Origin of the sequence: Bacillus sp. FSL K6-0972 (assembly GCF_037976035.1) — a bacterium.
GTDB lineage: Bacteria > Bacillota > Bacilli > Bacillales > Bacillaceae > Bacillus > Bacillus haynesii.
On sequence record NZ_CP150260.1, the window covers coordinates 1,681,490 to 1,702,617 of the forward strand.

Consider the following 21,128-nt stretch of genomic DNA (forward strand, 5'->3'; position numbering starts at 1 on the left):
TGGCCTTGACAAATACCGACAAAAAAATTAACCATTTTTTACTATATTTAAGTTACATCAAAGTCAGACAAGGCATCCACAAGGAGGGGAGGACGGACAAATCCAGCCAATTTTCATAAAAAAGGGGGATGTTCATTTGAAAAGAAAACTGAGAAAAAAGGCGTTTTCCACCATTTTAAGCGGTTTGTTAATCGGCTCGCTGTTCATGCCCGCCGTTTCAGATGCCGCGGCAAAGCCTGCGCTTACTTCCATGAAAGAACAAGCAGCTGCAAGTAAGGAAAAAATTTCGAAATCTCTTGTCAAACAGTTCAAAAAAGAAGATCAAGTCACATTTTTGATTAAACTGAAAGATCAAGTCGATACACCAAAAGTGGCCAAGCAGGCGGAAAAGAACGCGAAGAAAAAGTCGCTGAGCGCGGCTAAAACAGAATATCAAAAGCGCTCCGCTGTTGTCTCCGCTTTAAGAGTCAAAGCGGATGAGACGCAAAGTGATCTGAAACGTTATTTGAAAAAGCAGGAAAAACAGGGGAACGTAAAAAAAATCCGATCCTATTATATTGTTAACGGCATGGCTGTCCATGCGACGAAAGAGGTCATGGAACAAGTAGCGGCTTTTCCGGAAGTAGAGAAGGTGCTCCCGAACGAAAAAAGGCAGCTGATCAAACCGGCTAAACAGTCTGTAAAAAAATCAGCAGCTAAGGATGAAAAAGAAATCGAATGGAATATCAATCGAGTCGACGCACCAAAAGCCTGGAAAATGGGATATGACGGAACAGGCACGGTTGTCGCGTCAATTGATACGGGTGTGCAGTGGGATCACCCGGCCTTGAAAGAAAAATACCGCGGATATGACCCGCAGCATCCTGATCAGCCTGATCACGAATTCAGCTGGTATGATGCGGTTTCAGGCGCTTCTGAACCGTTTGACGATCTGGAGCACGGCACGCATGTGACCGGGACGATGGTCGGTTCAGAGCCTGACGGTCAAAACCAAATCGGTGTGGCGCCTGGTGCAAAGTGGATTGCCGTGAAAGCTTTTGGAGATGAAGGCGGTACGGACGAAGATCTTCTTGCAGCGGGTGAATGGATATTGGCGCCGAAAGATAAAGACGGCAACCCGCACCCTGAAATGGCTCCGGATGTTGTCAATAACTCGTGGTCAGGGGGAGCCGGGATTGATGAGTTTTACAGGGATATCGTAAAAGCGTGGCGGGCTGCAGGCATCTTCCCTGAATTCTCTGCGGGGAACGTTGATTTCGCCAATCCGGGAGGACCTGCTTCGATTGCCAATCCGGCAAACTACCCCGAAGCGTTCGCGACTGGAGCGACAGACATCGATAATCGCTTAGGCGACTTTTCACTTCAAGGTCCTTCCCCGTATGATGAGACCAAGCCTGAAATATCGGCGCCTGGCGTCAATATTCGCTCATCTGTACCTGGAAGCGGCTATCAAGACGGCTGGGACGGCACTTCAATGGCTGGCCCGCATGTCGCCGCCGCCGCCGCTCTTATCAAGCAAGCCGATTCATCGATCACCGTTGATGAGACTGAAAAGATTTTGATGGAAACTGCAACACCGCTCACAGACAGCAAATTTACCGAATCGCCGAACAACGGATACGGCCACGGGCTCGTGAACGTGTTTGACGCGGTGTCCGCCGTCACAGACGGGTTGGGCAGAGCGGAAGGACAAGTCGGAAAAGAAGGCGAAGACAAAAATCCGCCGGTCTTACACCATCAAGAGATCAATGAAATTTACTCAGGCTCGGAAACGCCTCTTACAGTTGATGTGGAAGATGATGTCAGCATCATATCGGTCAAATTGAGCTATAAAACGGATACTTCAGATTGGGAGACGATCGCTGCCAAACAAACTTCCGGCGATTATAAAAAAGGAACGTACAAGGCAGCCGTATCCGTTTCTGAAGGGAAAGTCCTTTCCTACAAGTGGATTGTCACCGACTTCGGAGGAAACAAAACGGAATCCAAAGTGTACGAAATCCCGATTTCCCCGGCTGTGACAACAGGGTATAAACAAGATTTCGAGAATTCCGCCAGCGGCTGGCTCACATCAGGCGTGAAGAATTCATGGGAGCGCGGAGTTCCTCAGTCAGGCCCGAACGCCGCAGCATCGGGAAAAAACGTATTCGCAACAAATCTGACAGGGCCGTATGAAAGTTCGGCCAATATGAATCTTCTCATGCCTCCTGTCAGCGTTCCAAAAAATCAAAAGCTTTATCTCACATACAAATATTGGCACGATATTGAAGAGGACTTTGATTACGGCTTCGTTTACGTACAGCCTGAAGGAAAAGATGAATGGATCCCGGCTGCCGAGTACAGCGGCAGGACATCAGAATGGAAAGACGGACAGATCGATTTGTCGGAATACGGGGGACAGACGATTAAGATCATGTTCAACCTTCAATCTGACGACAGCATTGAGGGTGACGGGCTGTATATCGATGATGTAGCGCTTGTCAAGGAAGTGAAGAGCACTGGTACGAAAAAACGACTGGGCGTTGAAAAACAGCCGGCCAAAATGAAGGATAAGAATACGAAGAAACAAACGATTGATCCGAAAAAAGCAAAACCGGCAGAAGCCGTTCAAGAACATCCTGAGACGAAAAAAGCAGCTCCTGCGGTTCTTCCGGTGCGCGCTCAGGTCAGTGTGCTGGAGACGGGCAAATCGACATATTCCAACCAGGCAACAGGCGCATACAGTTTGGCTCATGCACCTGGAACCTATACGCTGAAAGCAGAAGCGTACGGATATGAATCAAATACCCAAACCGTAAAAATCGAGACCGACAAGACAACGACGGCAGACTTTGTCTTAAAAGAACTGAAGAAAGGGACGCTCACCGGATCGATAAAAAACAAAAAAACGGGCGAACCCGTCCGACATGCAAAGCTGTATATCGTTGAAGATGCAGCTGTAAAACCAGTCCAGACGGACGGCGACGGAAGCTATTCATTAACGGCCTATGAAGGCTCGTATACGGTAAAGGTCTCTGCAAACGGATATTACAGCAGCGAGTTTGCCGTTGATTTAAAAGGAGATGTCTCGAAAGATATCGAGCTCGATCCTTTCATCGGCTATCCGGGGGAAATAGGCTATGACGACGGAACCGGGGAAAACGCCTGGGCTTTCTATGAATCCGGCAACGGGCTGGCCGTTAAAATGACGCTCGAAAACGGGCAGGAAAAAGCCATGCTGAAAGGCGGTTTGTTTAAATTCTGGGATACAGAATTCCCTGATCCGGGCGGCACTGATTTTGCAGTCGAAGTCTACGATGCTTCGGGTGAAAAAGGCTCTCCGGGCAAAAAAATCGCCGGCCCGTTCAAGGCTGAAGCGCTCCGCACAGGCGAATGGACGACCGTTGATTTGGGTGACGAAGGCATCATCGTCGAAAAAGACTTTTACCTCGTGTACATCCAGACAGAAGATCTGGCCAACTCACCTGGACTTGCTACAGACGAAGACGGGGAATATTCCGGCCGCAACTGGCAGTATACGGACGGCTCATGGTCAAAAGCGCCATCAGACCAAGGCAACTTTATGATCCGCGCTTTGGTCGACTATGAATTGGCGGTGCCTGTGATCACGTCTCCTAAAGACGGATTCATCACCAATAAAAAGAACGCTGTCATCGAAGGGACATCGTCTCCGAACACGACCGTTCATCTCTTTAACGGAGATGAAGAAGCCGGAACGGCGGAAACTGGGGCAGACGGCACTTTCTCAAAAGAGATTCCGTTGAATAAAGGAGAAAATGTGATCACCGCCAAATCGTCATCGGCTTCCGGCACGACGGATGCTTCAGAACCGGTCCGCATCGTCCTTGATCAGAAAAAGCCGAAGCTTACGATCGATACGCCGAAAAGCGGCTCAAAACTCAATAAAGAGACTGTCACCGTGAAAGGAACTGTATCAGACGACCACTTGGAATCTGTTCATGTAAACGGCAAAAAAGCGGCTGTTGACAATGGCGAATATTCTGCGAGGATTATGCTTGACAACGGCAAAAATGAAATCAACGTAACGGCAGCAGATGCGGCAGGCAACAAAACGACCAAAAAAGTCACGGTAGATGTCAACTTTGAAGCGCCGCAAATCACCGGTTTGAAACCGGCCGAAGATCTCGAGCTCAAAACGGGAGAAACCGTGAAAATCGAGTTTGAAAGCGCCGCTGATTTGGATGCTGTCTTTGTGATCAGAATGCCGCTTACCAATTTCAAAACCGCCGCCCAAAACGTAACGGAGCTGCCGATCAGAGAAGTCTCAAAAGGCAAGTATGAAGGATATTGGACTGCGACTTCAACCGCAAAAGCAAAAGGAGCGGAAATCGAGGTCATTGTCCGGGATGATTACGGCAATGAAACGAGACAAACGGCAAAAGGCAAATTGTATATCAATGAAAAGCTAAAATAAAGGTGAAAAGACGCTGTCTTCAATGGCAGCGTTTTTTTCGTTTTATGATCGACAAATTCAGTACGAAAACTTCAAAAAATGTACGATTTGCGCAACATTAATTGACAGACTTTACCTTTGGGCTTGATTTATACTTAGGAAAACACACTAAGGTCATCGAGCCGCAGAAAGGGGAAGGATGTGGAAATCTATTTAGATGCGATATGGCTGTTAAACTTTTGTTTTGACTTGCTTCTTTTAATGATGACCGCATTTATTTTAAAGCGAAGGGTTAAAAAGCGGAGGCTGATCTTAGGGGCGTTTGTCGCGTCAAGCATCGTTCTGTTTATGTTTACACCTTTTTCGCCGTACGTCCTTCATCCTGCAGGCAAACTGTCGTTTTCGGTTGTGATTGTTCTTGTGACATTTGGTTTTAAGCGGTTCCGCTTTTTTTTGCAGAATTTGTTTTCTTTTTATTTTGCCACTTTTTTAATGGGAGGGGGGATTATCGGAGCGCATTCTTTGCTTGAAACGGATTCGATCATGGAAAACGGCGTCTTTATGACGAGTTGGTCCGGTTTTGGAGACCCCGTCAGCTGGCTGTTTGTCGGTGTGGGTTTTCCGGCTGTATGGCTGTTTTCAAAAAAGCGTTTTGAAGATGCCGAAACGAAGAAAATTCAATACGAAGAACGCGTCCGCCTAGAGGCCTGCATTGATGAACATACGCTTCATTTCACCGGATTGATTGACTCCGGAAACCAGCTCTACGACCCAATCACAAAAACGCCCGTCATGATCGTCAATATTGAAAAATTGAAAGGTGTATTGGGAGAAGAGGCGAGTGTGATCATCAAGGAAATGAGCCCGCTTGATGCCGTCGGGAAACTTGATGAAACACTGCCTTATATCGGGCGAATCCGCCTGATTCCGTACCGCGGGGTCGGCCATCAGCATCAGTTTCTGCTCTGCTTAAGGCCGGATCATGTGCTCATTTGTACGGAAAGAGAGGTGATTGAAGCGCCGAAATGCCTGATTGGCATCAGCACATCACCGCTTTCCACTGACGGCGAATTTGACGCCATCGTCCATCCGAAAATGCTGGCCGGAAACCCGGTCAAACACGTTTCTTAAACTTGAAGGCTGTTACATTATCATACTCCTGAAAACGTTTATTTAGAAGGGGGAGGAAGATGAAAAAACTAAAATTAAGGTTAACCTATCTATGGTACAAACTTTTAATCAAACTGGGGCTGAAAAGCGACGAAATTTATTATATCGGCGGAAGTGAAGCGCTGCCCCCGCCATTGTCAAAAGATGAAGAGCAGGTGCTTCTCCATAAGCTGCCTGACGGTGATCAGGCGGCACGAGCGATTTTGATTGAACGAAATCTCAGGCTGGTCGTCTACATCGCAAGAAAATTTGAAAATACCGGCATCAATATCGAGGATTTAATCTCCATCGGCACGATTGGCCTCATCAAAGCGGTGAATACCTTTAATCCCGAGAAAAAAATCAAACTGGCTACATATGCTTCCAGATGCATTGAAAATGAAATTTTGATGTATTTAAGAAGAAACAATAAAATTCGCTCAGAGGTATCATTCGACGAACCGCTGAACATCGATTGGGACGGAAATGAACTGCTTCTCTCAGATGTGCTCGGAACAGAAAACGACATTATTACAAAAGATATCGAAGCAAACGTTGATAAGAAACTGCTGAAAAAAGCGCTTGAACAGCTCAATGACAGAGAAAAACAGATCATGGAGCTCCGCTTCGGACTTGTCGGAGGAGAAGAAAAAACGCAAAAAGACGTTGCCGATATGCTCGGGATCTCCCAGTCATATATTTCCCGGCTTGAAAAAAGAATTATTAAAAGGCTGCGAAAAGAATTCAATAAAATGGTTTAATTTTTTTATGAAATTTGAAGCGTTGACAGTCAAGGGTTTTTGACTCGATCTTCTTATTTTTGGAAATTAACGATGCATATTTTTCCCACCCGAGGAGATACTGAACTTTGTACAGCAGCTCCTGTAGGGAGGGAAAAAAGTGTCGAGGAATAAAGTTGAAATCTGCGGGGTTGATACATCAAAACTGCCCGTACTGAAGAACGAAGAGATGAGAAAGTTGTTCAAGCAAATGCAGGATGAAGGAGACACAACAGCAAGAGAAAAGCTTGTTAACGGCAATTTGCGCCTTGTCTTAAGCGTCATTCAAAGGTTTAACAACAGAGGAGAATATGTTGATGACTTATTCCAAGTCGGCTGCATCGGACTAATGAAATCAATTGATAATTTTGATCTGAGCCACAATGTTAAGTTTTCAACATATGCTGTACCAATGATCATCGGAGAAATCCGCAGATATTTGCGCGATAACAACCCGATCCGCGTCTCACGGTCACTCAGGGATATCGCGTACAAGGCGCTGCAAGTGAGAGAACGGCTGATCAGTGAGACAAGCAGGGAGCCGACGGCTCAGGAGATTGCTAAAGAGCTTGAAGTGTCCCATGAAGAAATTGTTTTTGCGCTTGACGCCATTCAAGATCCTGTATCTTTGTTTGAGCCGATTTACAATGACGGAGGAGATCCGATTTATGTCATGGATCAAATCAGCGATGAGCGCAACAAGGATTCGCAATGGATCGAAGAGCTCGCCTTAAAAGAAGGCATGAGACGGCTGAATGAACGGGAAAAAATGATTCTCAGAAAACGCTTCTTCCAAGGCAAGACGCAAATGGAAGTCGCCGATGAGATCGGAATCTCCCAAGCCCAGGTCTCAAGGCTGGAAAAAGCCGCCATTAAACAAATGAATAAGAACATTCACTAAAGCCGCAGATTGACTGCGGCTTTTCACATGCTAAAAATGGAAAATCTCTCATTCACTTTGTTAAATAAATAAGCTATAATAAAAGAATTATATTTTAATTTATCAGAATATTTACATAAAAAAGGAGGATTTCGGATGGTTCTGCAGCTTGAGCGTGCTTCACTAAAACGAAACGGAGAGTGGATATTAAAGGATATTGATTGGACGGTGAAGAAAGGGGAGCACTGGGCGTTATACGGATTAAACGGAGCCGGCAAAACCGCTCTGTTGAACATGCTGTGCGCTTATTATTTTCCGACAACAGGAAAAGTCACCGTGTTAGGCCGTGAATTTGGAAAAATGGAGCTGGGCGAAAAGCTTCGGCGAAAAATCGGCCTCATTTCAGCGGCCCTGCAGCAGAAGCTTTATCCTGAAGACAGCGCATTTGAAATTGTCTTAAGCGGCGCTTTCGCATCGATCGGCCTTTATGAATCGCCTTCACAGTCTGTCAGGGAGAAAGCGATCGCCCTCTTGGAGGAATTCGGCTCCATCCGCTATGCGGACAGGAGATATGAAACGCTCTCCCAGGGGGAAAAACAAAAGGTGCTGATCTCAAGGGCCTTGATGGCCGATCCTGAGCTGCTGATTCTCGACGAGCCTGTAACAGGTCTTGATTTCATCGCGAGGGAGCAGGTGCTGGAGACGGTTGAACAAATTGCCAAAAAAGACAGTGCACCGTCCATGCTTTACGTTACTCACCATGCAGAAGAAATTCTCCCTGCTTTCAGCCAAACGCTGCTGTTGAAAAAAGGGGAAGTGTTTTCATTGGGAAAGACAAGAGAGATGATGTCCGGCGAGGTTCTCTCCAAATTTTTCGATATGCCGGTCCAGGCCGTATGGACGGACGGCAGACCGTATTTGTCCAAGAAAAAGCTTGCAAACCTCAACGTTTAAACCAGCTGATGTCTTTGGCAGCCTCCTTGCATGGAGGCTCTTTTTCAGCTTTCCTCATCTTAAAGAAGCTGGTAAGATAATAGAGAACGTCATGATAAAGAGGGGTTCATCATTATGATCATTCAATTCATTCGCTACAGATAATGAAAGGTATAGACAAACACTTAAACCATCCACACCTTCGTCTTTAAAAAATGCCGAAGGAGCGGGGTTTATTTGTCTATGCCTTTTTCATTGATCTAAATGTGAATGAATGAGGTGTAACAATGATGAATAAAAAATTAAAAAGAGCATCGCTCATGAAGAGGCATGAAACGATGTTTCAGTGCCCGATATGCACAGCGAACATGGCGGTCACTGATTTAAAAAGCCTGATCTGTGCAAGCGGACATACGTTTGATATCGCAAGGGGAGGATATGTCAATGTCACGACGCATTCTCCATCTGTTAAATATGATAAAGATTTATTTGAAGCCAGAGGAATGTTAGCAGGCGCCGGCTTTTTTGAACCGCTGAGCAGCGCGTTGACAGACCGGCTCGAACAAGCTGGCCTCCCGTTTTGCAACTTTGTCAGCATCCTCGATGCCGGCTGCGGGGAAGGTTCGCATTTGGCGCGGATCGCTGAAATGATTCAATCGCGTTCCGGAAGGCCTGTCCTTGGAGTCGGACTGGATTTGGCGAAAGCCGGGATTGTGTCGGCGGCTAAGCAAGAAAGGGAGGCGATCTGGTGTGTCGCTGATCTGGCTGCCGCGCCGTTTCGGAATCGTTCATTCGACGCGATCCTCAATATATTGTCGCCTTCTAATTACGCGGAATTCGAGCGGCTGTTATCGGATGACGGCATCGTTTTGAAAGTGATTCCGAAAAGCGGCTATCTGAAAGAACTGAGGGGATTTTTGTACGACGGCTTGGACAAACAAGCCTATACGAGTGAGGATACGGCTGAGCGGTTCTCGTCTCATTTTGATCTGATCGACAGAACGGAGATCGCCTACAGCAAACGTTTAGACCAAAACCTCCTCCCGCCGCTCATCAAGATGACGCCATTATCATGGCGCGCGGAAAAGGAGCGGATCAATGCCTTTTTAAAGAAGGAATCCGCTGTTATGACCGTCCATCTCGACATTTTAGCCGGCAGGAAAAAAACGAAATAAACCATTGAAAAGGCAGTCTAAATAAAGGACTGCCTTTCATATAATCTTAAAAGGAGATTTGATCAGAGGAGGCGTGCGGTGAACATGATGAATATTTCTGATTTTCAAATAAAGGATGTCGTCAACGTATCAAACGGAAAAAAGCTCGGCAGCATCGGCGATATTGATATTAATGTAACGACAGGCAAAATACAGGCGATCGTCATCGGAGGGACGGGGAAAGTTTTCGGATTTTTCGGAAAAGAAGAGGAAATCGTCATTCCGTGGCGAAATATTGTTAAAATTGGAGAAGATGTGATTCTTGTGCGACTTAGCTGATCAAGAACATGAGATGATGCCTGATCAATCGGCTGGCCCTTATCCGCCTGCTTTTTTCAAAATGTTGTGAACGGTGAGACCGTCTGTAAAAGCAGGGATAAATGTTGCAAACAATACATTTCGTTTAGTTTTTTGAAACGAAACTAAACGAATGCATCAAGATGTGTTAAAATAGGAGCGATATGATGAAAGACTACGATGTTTGTCGAAAGGCTGATCACCATGAATACATATAACCCCTTTCGTCTTGATGCTCCGTCAATGCTTTTGATTGAGGAATGGAATCAGACGGCGGAAACCGGCGGAGCCGTCACAGCCGGATTTACGACAAAAAACGGCGGAGAAAGCGAACCGCCTTTTCACTCATTGAATACAGGGCTGCACGTTCAGGATCATGAACAGCATGTCATCAATAACAGAAAAAAGGTTGCCGACATCCTAAAAACTGATCTGCACGACTGGGTATTTGCCGATCAGACGCATGAAGACCGGATTCAAAAAGTGACGGATGGCGATCGCGCCAGCGGCGCTTTCCGATACGATACGGCGCTGAAGGCTACGGACGGACTTTATACAGACAGGCCAAACCTGTTTTTGGCGCTGTGCTTTGCCGACTGCGTTCCCGTTTATTTTTACGATCCGGTCCGCTCGCTGGCCGGAATCGCTCACGCGGGCTGGAAAGGCACCGCACTCGGGATCGCCGCCAGCATGGTTGACACGTGGGTCAGCCGGGAAGGATCAAATCCCGCAGACATCCGAGCCGTGATCGGGCCTGCGATCGGCGCGTGCTGCTACACTGTCGACGATCATGTAATAGACAAAATCAGAAATCTTCCTCTTCAACAAGAAGACAAAGCCTTTTTGACGATAAAAGAAGGGGAGTACCGTCTCGAATTAAAAGAAGTGAACAGGCAGCTGCTTGTACACGCCGGAATTCCAAACGGCCAGATCAAGGTGAGTTCCCTTTGTACGAGCTGCGAACGTTCACTGTTTTTCTCCCATCGGAGAGACCGGGGAAAAACCGGACGGATGATGTCCTTCATCGGATTAAAGGAGGTATAGCTTACAGGTGGATGTAAAAAGCAATTTACGACATATAAATGACAGGATCAACGAAGCGTGTATCAAAACGGGCAGAAGGCCCGACGAAATATCCGTCATCGCTGTCACGAAATATGTTTCCCCGGAACGGGCGCAGGCAGCGCTTGATGCAGGAATCAGACATTTGGGTGAAAACCGTGATACCGGGCTGCTTCACAAGCTCGACGCTCTGAAAGACAGCGAGCCGGTATGGCATTTTATCGGAACCCTGCAGACGAGAAAGGTAAAAGCAATCATTGATCATGTCTCATATATCCATTCTTTAGACAGGCTTTCCCTTGCCGATGAGATTCAGAAGAGGGCAAAAAAACCGATTGACTGTTTTGTTCAGGTCAACACATCCCTTGAATCTTCAAAACACGGCATGGCAAAAGAAGAAGTTCTTCCTTTTGTAAAAAAGCTGTCTGCATACGAAAACATTCGGATTGCGGGATTAATGACGATGGCTCCTTTTACGGATGATGAGACGGCAATCAGAAGCTGTTTTCGCTTACTGAGAGAGCTGCGCGACGAGGTTCGCGGGCTTGATCAATGGAACGCCCCGTGCAGCGAGCTTTCGATGGGTATGTCTAATGACTATACGATCGCAGTCGAGGAAGGCGCGACATTCGTCAGAATCGGATCTTCCTTAGTCGGAAATGAAACTGGAGGTGGACAATCATGAGTTTGAAAAACAAATTTAAAAACTTTTTTTCCTTGGATGATGAGGAATATGAATACGAGTACATTGAAACAGACAGGGAGGAAATCCCTGAAGAGCATGAATCGAAAGACAGAACCGCCTACCAGTCTAAAGCGGCTGGGAAGCAGAATGTCGTAAGTTTGCAAAGCGTTCAGAAATCTTCTAAAGTAGTGTTAAGTGAGCCTCGGGTGTACGCGGAAGCCCAGGAAATCGCAGACCATATCAAAAACCGCCGCGCCGTCGTCGTGAACCTGCAGCGCATTCAGCACGATCAGGCGAAAAGAATCGTTGATTTCTTGAGCGGAACTGTATATGCTCTCGGCGGCGACATTCAGCGGATCGGAGCGGACATCTTTTTATGCACGCCTGAAAACGTCGATGTCTCCGGCACGATTTCCGAGCTCATAGAAGAAGAACATCAGAGGTGGTAAATCACAGATGATCCTATTTTATATTTATAGAGTTTTAAGTATTCTTCTAACCGTTTATTCGTTTGCGCTCATTATTTACATTTTTATGTCTTGGGTGCCTAATGCAAGGGAGTCTTCATTCGGCCGGGTGCTTGCTTCACTTTGTGAGCCTTATCTCGAACCGTTCAGAAGGATCATTCCTCCGCTCGGGATGATTGATATTTCTCCGCTCGTGGCGATTTTCATACTGCGGTTCGCAGATGCAGGGCTTCTGGCGGTTTTCAGAATGCTCGGCGCTTTTTAAAGACATCATTGCCGATTATCCCGTAAGGACTTGCCGGCGGCAGCGGCGCCGTTTTTCAGGAGCGTGCCTTCAATCTTTGCGGGCCGAGTATCGGGCTTGGCTGTAGGCCAGGCCTCTTTACATAGAAAGGAAAGACAATGAGCGATATTTACCAGCATTTCAGAAAAGACGAAGAGCCGTTTATCGACCAGGCTCTTGAGTGGAAAAGAATCGTGGCGGAACAGTACCGGATGAAGCTGACCGATTTTTTGGACCCGCGGGAACAGGTGATCCTGCAATCTGTCATCGGTCATTCAGACGACGTGAGGCTTGAATTTTTCGGAGGCTTCCCTGAGGCCGAACGAAAGAGGGCTGTGCTGTTCCCCGAATATACCGAGCCGTCTGCCGAAGATTTTCAGCTTCAAGGCTGGGAAGTCATCTATCCGCAAAAATTTGCCTCCATCGAGCATCGCGAGCTTCTCGGCTCATTGATGGGCATCGGATTGAAGCGTCAAAAGTTCGGCGACCTGATCTTTTCGGACGGGACATGGCAGTTTATCTGTTCGGAAGAAGTCGCTGATTTTGTTTTTACCCAGCTGACACAAATCGGGAAGGTGAAAGTTTCCCTTGAAAAAATTCCGCTTTCAAAGCTTAAAGTACCGGAGCAGGATGTCGAAATAAGGGATGATACGGTTTCATCTTTGAGGCTTGATGCGATTTGCTCGTCAATGAGCAGGCAATCCCGACAGAAAGCACAGGTTCTCGTGAAAAACGGCCTCGTGAAAGTGAACTGGAAAGTCATCGAAGACCCTTCATATGCACTGGCGGAAGGGGATATGGTTTCGATCCGGGGGTTTGGCCGCTTCAGGATGAAAAACATTGACGGCAAAACGAAAAAGGGCAAATGGAGATTGACGTTTGAAAAACAAAAATGACGAGTTTTAACAGTTTTTTCTCCGCCCGGTCGAATTTTGCTTTATAATGTTGACTAGGACAAGTGTACATAAAGAAAAATAATGGAGGTGGGCAGCATGCCTTTGACGCCAAATGACATTCATAATAAAACATTTACGAAAGCGTTCCGCGGCTATGATGAAGATGAAGTGAACGAGTTCCTGGCCCAGGTGAGAAAGGATTATGAGATCATTCTGCGCAAAAAAAATGAGCTTGAAACAAAAGTGAACGAGCTTGACGAGCGTCTCGGCCATTTTTCGACGATCGAAGAGACGTTGAATAAATCGATCCTTGTCGCACAGGAAGCAGCAGAAGACGTAAAGCGCAATTCCGAGAAAGAAGCGAAGCTCATCGTCCGTGAAGCTGAGAAAAACGCTGACCGGATCATTAATGAGTCCCTTTCAAAATCGAGAAAAATCGCGATGGAAATCGAAGAGCTGAAAAAGCAGTCAAAAGTGTTCAGAACCCGTTTCCAAATGCTGATCGAAGCGCAGCTTGACCTGTTGAAAAACGATGACTGGGATCATTTGCTTGAATACGAAGTAGACGCAGTAATGGATGAAAAGGAATAGAATTTCGTTTGCAATCTTGACATATCGTCATCCGTTCGCATATAATACGTTCATAAATTGAGTGAAAAACGTTTGAGAGGGACAGACATTGATTCCTGAAAACAATGAAAGCGACCCGGGGGTGGTGTAAGCCCGGGATTGTTGGAATCGTTGTGTATCAGCCCTCAAGTTTCCTTTCTGAACCGTCCAGTAGGAAAGGACGTCCCATCACGTTACGATGTTTGAGCGGATAAGCCGAATCGGCTTGTCTAAAAGGGTGGTACCGCGAGATCAAAGCCTTCTCGTCCCTTATGGGATGAAAAGGCTTTTTTTGTTTTAGAAAAGATGTTTTGGAGGAATGGTAATGGATTATAAAGACACGCTCTTAATGCCGAAAACAGATTTTCCGATGAGAGGAAACTTGCCGAACCGTGAACCTGAAATCCAGGGGAAATGGGAAGATATGGACATTTACAGCCTCGTTCAGAAACGAACCGAAGGCCGGCCGATGTTCGTGCTTCATGATGGACCTCCGTATGCGAACGGCGATATTCATATGGGCCATGCGCTTAACAAAGTACTGAAGGACTTCATCGTCCGTTCGAGATCGATGAGCGGCTATCATGCACCGTACGTTCCGGGCTGGGACACACACGGCTTGCCGATTGAAACGGCGCTCACGAAAAACAAAAAAGTGAAGCGTAAAGAAATGACAGTAGCCGAATTCCGCAAGCTTTGCGAAGAATATGCATGGCAGCAAATCGAAGGTCAAAAGACGCAATTTAAGCGTCTCGGTGTCAGAGGAGATTGGGAAAACCCATACGTGACGCTAAAGCCTGAGTTTGAAGCGCAGCAAATTAAAGTATTCGGCGAAATGGCGAAAAAAGGTTATATTTACAAAGGGAAGAAGCCGGTTTACTGGTCCCCTTCAAGCGAATCAGCTCTGGCTGAAGCTGAAATCGAGTACCATGATAAACGCTCGCCGTCTATCTATGTTGCATTTGATGTAAAAGATGGAAAAGGTGTATTGACAAACGGCGAAAAAATCATCATCTGGACGACAACGCCATGGACGATCCCGGCCAACCTCGGCATCGCCGTACACCCTGAATTGGAATACAGCGTCGTTGCTGCCGGAGGCGGGCGCTACGTGATGGCAAGCGCATTGATTGAAAGCGTGGCAAAAGCGATCGGCTTTGAAGATCATGAAGTTGTTCAGACCGTTAAAGGAAAAGACCTGGAACATATTGTCGCGGTTCATCCTTTATATGGAAGAGATTCGCTTGTCATGCTCGGTGAACACGTAACAACAGATGCCGGTACAGGCTGCGTTCATACCGCTCCGGGACACGGAGAAGACGACTTTATCATCGGTCAGAAATACGGACTTGACGTGCTTTGCCCAGTTGATGAAAAAGGACATATGACGAGCGAAGCCCCTGGTTTTGAAGGACTGTTTTACGATCAGGCCAACAAGCCGATTACAGAACAGCTCGAAGAAAAAGGCGCTTTGCTGAAGCTCGATTTCATCACACACTCCTATCCGCACGACTGGAGAACGAAAAAACCGACCATTTTCCGTGCGACCGCCCAATGGTTCGCTTCTATCAAAGACTTTAGAGACGAGCTTCTTGACGCGGTAAAAGAAACAAAATGGGTGCCTGAATGGGGCGAAACGCGCCTCTACAATATGATCCGCGACCGCGGTGACTGGTGTATTTCAAGACAGCGCGCATGGGGCGTGCCGATTCCGGTATTTTATGCCGAAAACGGGGAGCCGATCATCACGGATGAAACGATCGACCACGTTTCTGAACTATTCAGGAAGCACGGTTCGAACATTTGGTTTGAAAAAGAAGCGAATGAACTGCTTCCGGAAGGCTTTACACACCCGGGAAGCCCGAACGGCAAGTTCACAAAAGAACAGGACATCATGGACGTCTGGTTTGATTCAGGATCGTCACATCAGGCCGTACTGGAAGAACGTGATGATCTTGTAAGACCTGCGGACTTGTATCTTGAAGGATCTGACCAATACCGCGGCTGGTTTAACTCATCGATTTCGACAGCGGTTGCCGTAACGGGTAAAGCACCTTATAAAGGCGTGCTGTCACACGGTTTTGCCCTTGACGGAGAAGGCCGCAAAATGAGTAAATCGCTCGGCAATGTCGTTGTACCGGCAAAAATCATGAACCAGTTTGGGGCCGATATTTTAAGGCTGTGGGTTGCGTCTGTCGACTATCAAGCAGATGTCCGCGTGTCTGACGCGATCTTAAAACAAGTCGCAGAAGTGTACCGGAAGATTCGCAACACGTTCCGTTTCCTTCACGGAAACATTGCCGATTTTGACCCGGCGAATGATGCAATCGCTGTGGAAGATCTTCGCGAAGTCGATCAGTACATTTTGATCAAGCTGAACAGCCTCATTGAAAAAGTCAAAAAAGCGTATGAAGAATACGATTTTGCGGTCATTTACCATGCTGTCCACAACTTCTGTGCGATCGAGCTCAGCTCATTCTATATGGATTTTGCTAAAGACGTCGTTTATATTGAACACGCCGATCATAAAGACCGCCGCAGCATGCAGACCGTTTTTTACGAAACGCTGCTTGCGCTTGTCAAGCTGATTGCGCCGATCCTGCCGCATACTGCTGACGAAATGTGGAACCACTTCACATTCGTATCGGAAAAAAGCGTGCAGCTTACCGATATGCCGGAAACAAGAGACATTCCGAATGCAAAAGAGACGGAAGCGAAGTTCGACAGCTTCATGAAGCTTCGCGACGATGTTCTTAAAGCGCTTGAAACTGCGCGGAATGAAAAGATCATCGGAAAATCTTCGGTTGCCAGCTTGACGCTGTATCCGAATGAAGAAGCAAAAGCGCTGCTTTCTTCAATCAAGGAAGACGTCAAACAGCTGTTCATCGTGTCAGAGCTTGCCATCGGCGGAACGGAAGCCGATGCGCCTGAAGAAGCGCAGACGTTTGAAACAGGAAAAATCGTCGTTGCTCAGGCAGAAGGCGAGACTTGTGAGCGGTGCCGCATGGTTTCTAAAGAAATCGGCCAGGATGCCGATCATCCGGAACTTTGCCCTCGCTGTGCTGGAATTGTGAAGACGTATTATCAAAATTAACCACGAAGCGGTTCGGAGTTTTTCCGAACCGCTTTTAGCATTCCGCCAAACCCTATCACTCGTTGTCAGGCCTCCCCGGCGTTCCTGCCTGAACGCTGCCGCCATCACATCCTGTGAAAGTCCTCAGAAAGGATGCCATTGCTGTCATCGTTTTGTACGTCAGGAAAAATCTTTTGGGCTTGGATACCGGCATTGTCGGTAACACTAAGGTCACAAACGATAAGAGCAGGAGTTGATGTAGGCGTGAACGATCAGCTGGCGGCAATTCATACCGAACTTCTTCAAATGAAGGAAGAACTGGAAGCAAGGCTTTTTGAATACTCCTTTTTTCAGCAGGATTCTCAAGGCATCAATTCGTATCAGCAGGCAACACTTATGTATCATGTCAAAGAAGAGCTTCAGGACGTGCTTTTGGCCCTTTCAAAAATCGAAAACGGAACATACGGCATTTGCGAAGAAACGAATCAGGCAATTCCGCTGGTAAAAATGGCTATTCTGCCGACGGCGCGCACTGCGAACGATTTTTTATATCATGCCCAGTTTGAAAAAAAGACGCTTCCTATTTGGGCTGAGACGGATGAGACGTTCAACCGGGCGCTCTACTCATAACATTCTGCAAGAGGGGAGGGCTTTTGCCCTCTTGCAGGATGTCAATGAATATTCCTTTACTCCTTTTCTTTTTCTTGTTAAAATGCTTAAATGAAGAGAAACAGAAACTGGAGGAACGGTTTGTGCCTTATTACATAATTGCACTGCTCATTATCGGTATCGATCAATTTACAAAATGGCTGGTCGTCAGCAAAATGGAGTACGGTGAAAGCATCCCCGTCATCGATGGTTTCTTTCAAATTACGTCGCACAGGAATACGGGTGCGGCATGGGGCATTTTGGCCGGACAGATGTGGTTTTTTTACATCATTACGATAGCGGTTGTCATCGGCATTGTTTACTACATTCAAAAACATGCAAAAGGACAAATTCTGCTCGGAACCGCTCTTGGCTTGATGCTTGGCGGTGCAGTCGGCAATTTCATCGACCGCGTGTTCAGACAAGAAGTTGTCGATTTTATACACGTGACGATCGTCAATTATCATTATCCGATTTTCAACATTGCCGATTCATCTTTATGCGTCGGTGTCCTGCTCTTATTTATACAAATGCTGTTAGACGGAAAGAAGAAGAAGGAGCTGTAACATGGAGCATTATGAAATGACCGTTCATGAAGAATATAAAGGTGAACGGATTGACAAGTACTTGACCGCAGTTGAAGCGGATTGGTCGCGGACTCAAGTGCAGCAGTGGATTAAAGAAGACCGCGTGCTAGTTAACGGAAATGCGGTCAAAGCCAACTATAAAGTTCAGGAAGGGGATGCGGTGTCAGTACATGTTCCCGAGCCGGAACCGCTAGATGTCACGGCTGAACCAATGGATCTTGATATTTATTACGAGGATCAGGACGTCCTTGTCGTCAACAAGCCGCGCGGAATGGTCGTTCACCCGGCTCCCGGCCATTTGACAGGGACGCTTGTCAACGGTTTGATGGCGCATTGTGACGATCTGTCAGGCATCAACGGCGTGATGAGGCCGGGTATCGTCCACCGGATTGACAAGGACACTTCAGGCCTGTTGATGGTTGCCAAAAACGATATGGCGCATGAGTCGCTCGTGAACCAGCTTGTCAACAAAACGGTGACGAGAAAATACACTGCGCTTGTCCACGGCGTCATCCCGCATGACCACGGGACGATCGACGCGCCGATCGGCAGGGATAAAAAAGACAGGCAGAGTATGACGGTCACAAGGGAAAACGGAAAGCATGCCGTCACTCATTTTGAAGTAATCGAACGGTTCGATGATTTCACTGTCGTAGAATGCCAGCTTGAAACGGGGCGAACCCATCAAATTCGCGTGCATATGAAATATATCGGCTTTCCTCTCGCGGGAGATCCGAAATACGGCCCGAAAAAGACGGTCGATTTCAACGGCCAGGTGCTGCATGCGGGCGTATTGGGGTTTGACCATCCGCGTACTGGAGAATATGTTGAATTTGAGGCGCCTCTGCCTGACGACATGAAAAATCTCCTCGACAAAATTCGAAATAAACGTTGACAGACGTTTTCTTTTTTGAAATAATAAATGCAGTTAAATCAGATTCTTTAACACAGTCCAGAGAGGCTGAGAAGGATACCGGACAAGCGAATCAATGAATTCGTTTAAAGACCCCTCTCTGCCTTTATGCAGAAGGGGTTTTTGTTTTATCCTTTAAAAGATACGGGGTGCTGGCCATGCAAGAACAGGAAAAGGCTGTTGTGCTTGACGAACAGGCGATCAGAAGGGCGCTGACAAGAATCGCCCACGAAATGATTGAACGAAACAAAGGAATGAACAACTGTATCCTTGTCGGAATCAAAACGAGAGGCATCTATCTGGCCAAACGGCTTGCCGAACGGATTGAGCAAATCGAAGGAAACAAAGTCACCGTAGGAGAGCTTGACATCACCCTTTACAGGGATGATCTTTCCAAAAAAACGTCCAATGAAGAGCCGCTTGTCAAAGGAGCGGACATTCCGGCGGACATCACCGATCAAAAGGTGATCGTCGTCGATGACGTGCTTTACACGGGACGGACGGTCAGAGCGGCCATGGATGCGCTCGTCGATGTCGGGCGGCCTTCATCCATCCAGCTTGCGGTGCTGGTCGACCGCGGCCATAGAGAGCTGCCGATCAGAGCCGACTATATCGGGAAAAACATCCCGACATCGAAAGCCGAGAAGGTCATGGTTCAATTAGAGGAAGTTGACGGACGCGACCTTGCGGCGATTTATAAAAAGTGAATGATAATCCTTTTTTAAATGCATTCCAGTGAGTTTGCAAAGAGGGATAGAACGAAAGGTAGCCGCCTCACCATGCGGCGGTCTTTGTCTGCCTCTTTGCGCAATTTAAGCAAAGAGGCTTTTTTAATGGACATAAATCATTTCAGGATATGAAGACATCATAGACAGTGAGTCGATCATCAGGAGGAAAAAATATGAGTCAGAAAAAAGTGAACCTTGGTGTCAGAGAAGTACCAAAACCTTTGAATTGGATATCTTTCAGCCTGCAGCATCTGTTTGCCATGTTCGGAGCGACGATCCTTGTGCCGAAGCTTGTAGGCTTGAGCCCGGGCGTGGCCCTCATTACGAGCGGACTTGGAACGCTTGCATATCTCTTGATTACAAAAGGACAGATCCCGGCTTACTTAGGTTCATCCTTTGCATTTATTGCCCCGATTATCGCGGCAAAAGCCGCTGGAGGCCCTGGTGCGGCCATGATCGGCGCATTTATGGCAGGCATTGCCTACGGGCTGATCGCCCTTCTCATCCAGCAGCTTGGAACGGACTGGCTGATGAGGCTCCTGCCGCCTGTTGTCGTCGGTCCGGTTATTATCGTCATCGGACTCGGGCTGGCAAGCACGGCTGTCAATATGGCCATGTATGAAGATCCGGGAGCCAAAGTGCTCGTCTACAGCGCCAAACATTTTGGCGTCGCAGGATTTACACTTGCGCTCACCGTGATCTGCGCGATTTTTTTAAGAGGATTTTTCAGCCTGATTCCTGTCTTGATCGGAATTATCGGCGGATACTTGTTCGCCCTGACCCAGGGAATCGTCGACTTCCAGATGGTTCTTGACGCCAAATGGTTTGCTGTTCCGGATTTCGTGCTTCCGTTTGTCGACTATACGCCGAGCGCGGCGGCTGTCGGAATCGGAATCGCCATGGTGCCCGTTGCTTTCGTGACGATGTCAGAACATATCGGCCACCAAATGGTATTAAGCAAGGTCGTCGGCCAGGATTTCATTAAGAAGCCCGGGCTTCACCGCTCGATTTTCGGCGACAGCGTCGCAACGATGCTGGCATCATGCATCGGCGGACCGCCGACAACGACTTACGGAGAAAACATCGGCGTACTCGCCATTACAAGAGTATTCAGCGTATTTGTCATCGGCGGAGCGGCTGTCATTGCACTGTGCTTCGGGTTTATCGGCAAAATTTCGGCCCTGATCAGCTCTGTCCCTTCCGCAGTCATGGGAGGCGTTTCCTTCCTGCTGTTCGGTATCATCGCATCAAGCGGACTGCGCATGTTGATCGATAACAAAATTGACTTGGAAAACAAGCGAAACCTGATCATCTCATCCGTCATTCTCGTCATCGGAGTGGGCGGCGCATTTATCAAAATCTCAGGATTTGAGCTGTCAAGCATGGCGCTTGCGGCGATCGTCGGAGTGGTTTTAAACCTTGTCCTGCCTGAATCAAAGGGAGATCAGGACGGGATTGAAATAGAAGAGCATATTTAAAAACCTTTTAAATGAAGTCCAGAGAGGCTTGAA

19 protein-coding genes and 1 other annotated feature are annotated in these 21,128 nt (G+C 47.3%); all 19 genes read left to right on the plus strand.

The genetic code is table 11. The features are described 5' to 3' along the window. The first annotated feature begins 136 nt into the window (after positions 1–136). Complete coding sequence (locus MKX80_RS08580) at positions 137–4,435, plus strand: S8 family serine peptidase (RefSeq protein WP_268342844.1); 4,299 nt, start codon at positions 137–139, stop codon at positions 4,433–4,435. Between the two features lie 180 nt (positions 4,436–4,615). Next, entirely contained in the window at positions 4,616–5,545 is a 930-nt protein-coding gene (spoIIGA, locus tag MKX80_RS08585; protein ID WP_268342843.1) for a sigma-E processing peptidase SpoIIGA, read from the plus strand. A gap of 59 nt (positions 5,546–5,604) precedes the next feature. Next, positions 5,605–6,324, plus strand: a complete 720-nt coding sequence (sigE, locus tag MKX80_RS08590) for an RNA polymerase sporulation sigma factor SigE (protein ID WP_006638262.1) — start codon at positions 5,605–5,607, stop codon at positions 6,322–6,324. A gap of 139 nt (positions 6,325–6,463) precedes the next feature. After that, positions 6,464–7,243, plus strand: coding sequence for an RNA polymerase sporulation sigma factor SigG (sigG, locus tag MKX80_RS08595; RefSeq protein ID WP_003181576.1), 780 nt, complete (start codon positions 6,464–6,466; stop codon positions 7,241–7,243). A gap of 135 nt (positions 7,244–7,378) precedes the next feature. Beyond that, positions 7,379–8,176, plus strand: coding sequence for an ABC transporter ATP-binding protein (locus tag MKX80_RS08600; protein WP_154997787.1), 798 nt, complete (start codon positions 7,379–7,381; stop codon positions 8,174–8,176). 266 nt (positions 8,177–8,442) lie between these two features. Continuing rightward, positions 8,443–9,330, plus strand: coding sequence for a putative RNA methyltransferase (locus tag MKX80_RS08605; RefSeq protein WP_154997785.1), 888 nt, complete (start codon positions 8,443–8,445; stop codon positions 9,328–9,330). Between the two features lie 84 nt (positions 9,331–9,414). After that, on the plus strand, positions 9,415–9,648 hold the full coding sequence (locus tag MKX80_RS08610) for a YlmC/YmxH family sporulation protein (protein WP_011197962.1): 234 nt from the start codon (positions 9,415–9,417) through the stop codon (positions 9,646–9,648). Positions 9,649–9,870: 222 nt separating this feature from the next. Beyond that, positions 9,871–10,710 carry a peptidoglycan editing factor PgeF gene (gene pgeF, locus MKX80_RS08615; RefSeq protein WP_234112994.1) on the plus strand — a complete coding sequence of 280 codons (840 nt, stop codon included), beginning with the start codon at positions 9,871–9,873 and terminating at the stop codon, positions 10,708–10,710. A 7-nt stretch (positions 10,711–10,717) separates the two neighbouring features. Beyond that, a complete protein-coding gene (locus MKX80_RS08620; protein ID WP_268315748.1) occupies positions 10,718–11,413 on the plus strand; it encodes a YggS family pyridoxal phosphate-dependent enzyme in 696 nt (231 codons plus the stop codon). Continuing rightward, positions 11,410–11,862 (plus strand): cell division protein SepF, encoded by a 453-nt coding sequence (gene sepF / locus MKX80_RS08625; RefSeq protein ID WP_003181594.1) that lies wholly within the window; start codon positions 11,410–11,412, stop codon positions 11,860–11,862. The genes MKX80_RS08620 and sepF overlap by 4 nt, the downstream gene beginning before the upstream one ends. A gap of 7 nt (positions 11,863–11,869) precedes the next feature. Next, positions 11,870–12,145: a YggT family protein gene (locus MKX80_RS08630; protein WP_154997779.1), complete on the plus strand. Its 276-nt coding sequence runs from the start codon at positions 11,870–11,872 to the stop codon at positions 12,143–12,145. A gap of 137 nt (positions 12,146–12,282) precedes the next feature. Further along, positions 12,283–13,059, plus strand: coding sequence for an RNA-binding protein (locus MKX80_RS08635; protein WP_182070714.1), 777 nt, complete (start codon positions 12,283–12,285; stop codon positions 13,057–13,059). A 96-nt stretch (positions 13,060–13,155) separates the two neighbouring features. Further along, a complete protein-coding gene (locus MKX80_RS08640; RefSeq protein ID WP_043928148.1) occupies positions 13,156–13,650 on the plus strand; it encodes a DivIVA domain-containing protein in 495 nt (164 codons plus the stop codon). Positions 13,651–13,712: 62 nt separating this feature from the next. Next, positions 13,713–13,942: a binding site (T-box leader), on the plus strand. A 51-nt stretch (positions 13,943–13,993) separates the two neighbouring features. Continuing rightward, entirely contained in the window at positions 13,994–16,762 is a 2,769-nt protein-coding gene (gene ileS / locus MKX80_RS08645) for an isoleucine--tRNA ligase (RefSeq protein WP_268336400.1), read from the plus strand. Positions 16,763–17,005: 243 nt separating this feature from the next. Next, positions 17,006–17,371 carry a hypothetical protein gene (locus tag MKX80_RS08650; RefSeq protein ID WP_154997773.1) on the plus strand — a complete coding sequence of 122 codons (366 nt, stop codon included), beginning with the start codon at positions 17,006–17,008 and terminating at the stop codon, positions 17,369–17,371. 44 nt (positions 17,372–17,415) lie between these two features. Beyond that, the gene (gene lspA / locus MKX80_RS08655) at positions 17,416–17,955 is read left to right on the plus strand and encodes a signal peptidase II (protein ID WP_254115408.1); all 540 of its coding nucleotides are present in this window, start codon (positions 17,416–17,418) and stop codon (positions 17,953–17,955) included. 1 nt (position 17,956) lies between these two features. Next, positions 17,957–18,871 carry an RluA family pseudouridine synthase gene (locus MKX80_RS08660; protein WP_154997771.1) on the plus strand — a complete coding sequence of 305 codons (915 nt, stop codon included), beginning with the start codon at positions 17,957–17,959 and terminating at the stop codon, positions 18,869–18,871. A gap of 176 nt (positions 18,872–19,047) precedes the next feature. After that, a complete protein-coding gene (gene pyrR, locus MKX80_RS08665; RefSeq protein WP_043928159.1) occupies positions 19,048–19,596 on the plus strand; it encodes a bifunctional pyr operon transcriptional regulator/uracil phosphoribosyltransferase PyrR in 549 nt (182 codons plus the stop codon). A gap of 194 nt (positions 19,597–19,790) precedes the next feature. Beyond that, positions 19,791–21,095 (plus strand): uracil permease PyrP, encoded by a 1,305-nt coding sequence (gene pyrP / locus MKX80_RS08670; protein ID WP_154997769.1) that lies wholly within the window; start codon positions 19,791–19,793, stop codon positions 21,093–21,095. Positions 21,096–21,128 lie beyond the last annotated feature (33 nt).

Excerpts from the sequence above, each read along its gene's own strand:
- lspA (WP_254115408.1), top strand. The coding sequence starts at position 17,416 with ATGAATATTCCTTTACTCCTTTTCTTTTTCTTGTTAAAATGCTTAAAT.
- MKX80_RS08600 (WP_154997787.1), top strand. The coding sequence starts at position 7,379 with ATGGTTCTGCAGCTTGAGCGTGCTTCACTAAAACGAAACGGAGAGTGG.
- pyrP (WP_154997769.1), top strand. The coding sequence starts at position 19,791 with ATGAGTCAGAAAAAAGTGAACCTTGGTGTCAGAGAAGTACCAAAACCT.
- MKX80_RS08660 (WP_154997771.1), top strand. The coding sequence starts at position 17,957 with ATGGAGCATTATGAAATGACCGTTCATGAAGAATATAAAGGTGAACGG.
- MKX80_RS08605 (WP_154997785.1), top strand. The coding sequence starts at position 8,443 with ATGATGAATAAAAAATTAAAAAGAGCATCGCTCATGAAGAGGCATGAA.
- pyrR (WP_043928159.1), top strand. The coding sequence starts at position 19,048 with ATGCAAGAACAGGAAAAGGCTGTTGTGCTTGACGAACAGGCGATCAGA.
- MKX80_RS08640 (WP_043928148.1), top strand. The coding sequence starts at position 13,156 with ATGCCTTTGACGCCAAATGACATTCATAATAAAACATTTACGAAAGCG.
- pgeF (WP_234112994.1), top strand. The coding sequence starts at position 9,871 with ATGAATACATATAACCCCTTTCGTCTTGATGCTCCGTCAATGCTTTTG.
- MKX80_RS08635 (WP_182070714.1), top strand. The coding sequence starts at position 12,283 with ATGAGCGATATTTACCAGCATTTCAGAAAAGACGAAGAGCCGTTTATC.
- ileS (WP_268336400.1), top strand. The coding sequence starts at position 13,994 with ATGGATTATAAAGACACGCTCTTAATGCCGAAAACAGATTTTCCGATG.
- sigE (WP_006638262.1), top strand. The coding sequence starts at position 5,605 with ATGAAAAAACTAAAATTAAGGTTAACCTATCTATGGTACAAACTTTTA.
- sepF (WP_003181594.1), top strand. The coding sequence starts at position 11,410 with ATGAGTTTGAAAAACAAATTTAAAAACTTTTTTTCCTTGGATGATGAG.
- MKX80_RS08610 (WP_011197962.1), top strand. The coding sequence starts at position 9,415 with ATGATGAATATTTCTGATTTTCAAATAAAGGATGTCGTCAACGTATCA.
- MKX80_RS08630 (WP_154997779.1), top strand. The coding sequence starts at position 11,870 with ATGATCCTATTTTATATTTATAGAGTTTTAAGTATTCTTCTAACCGTT.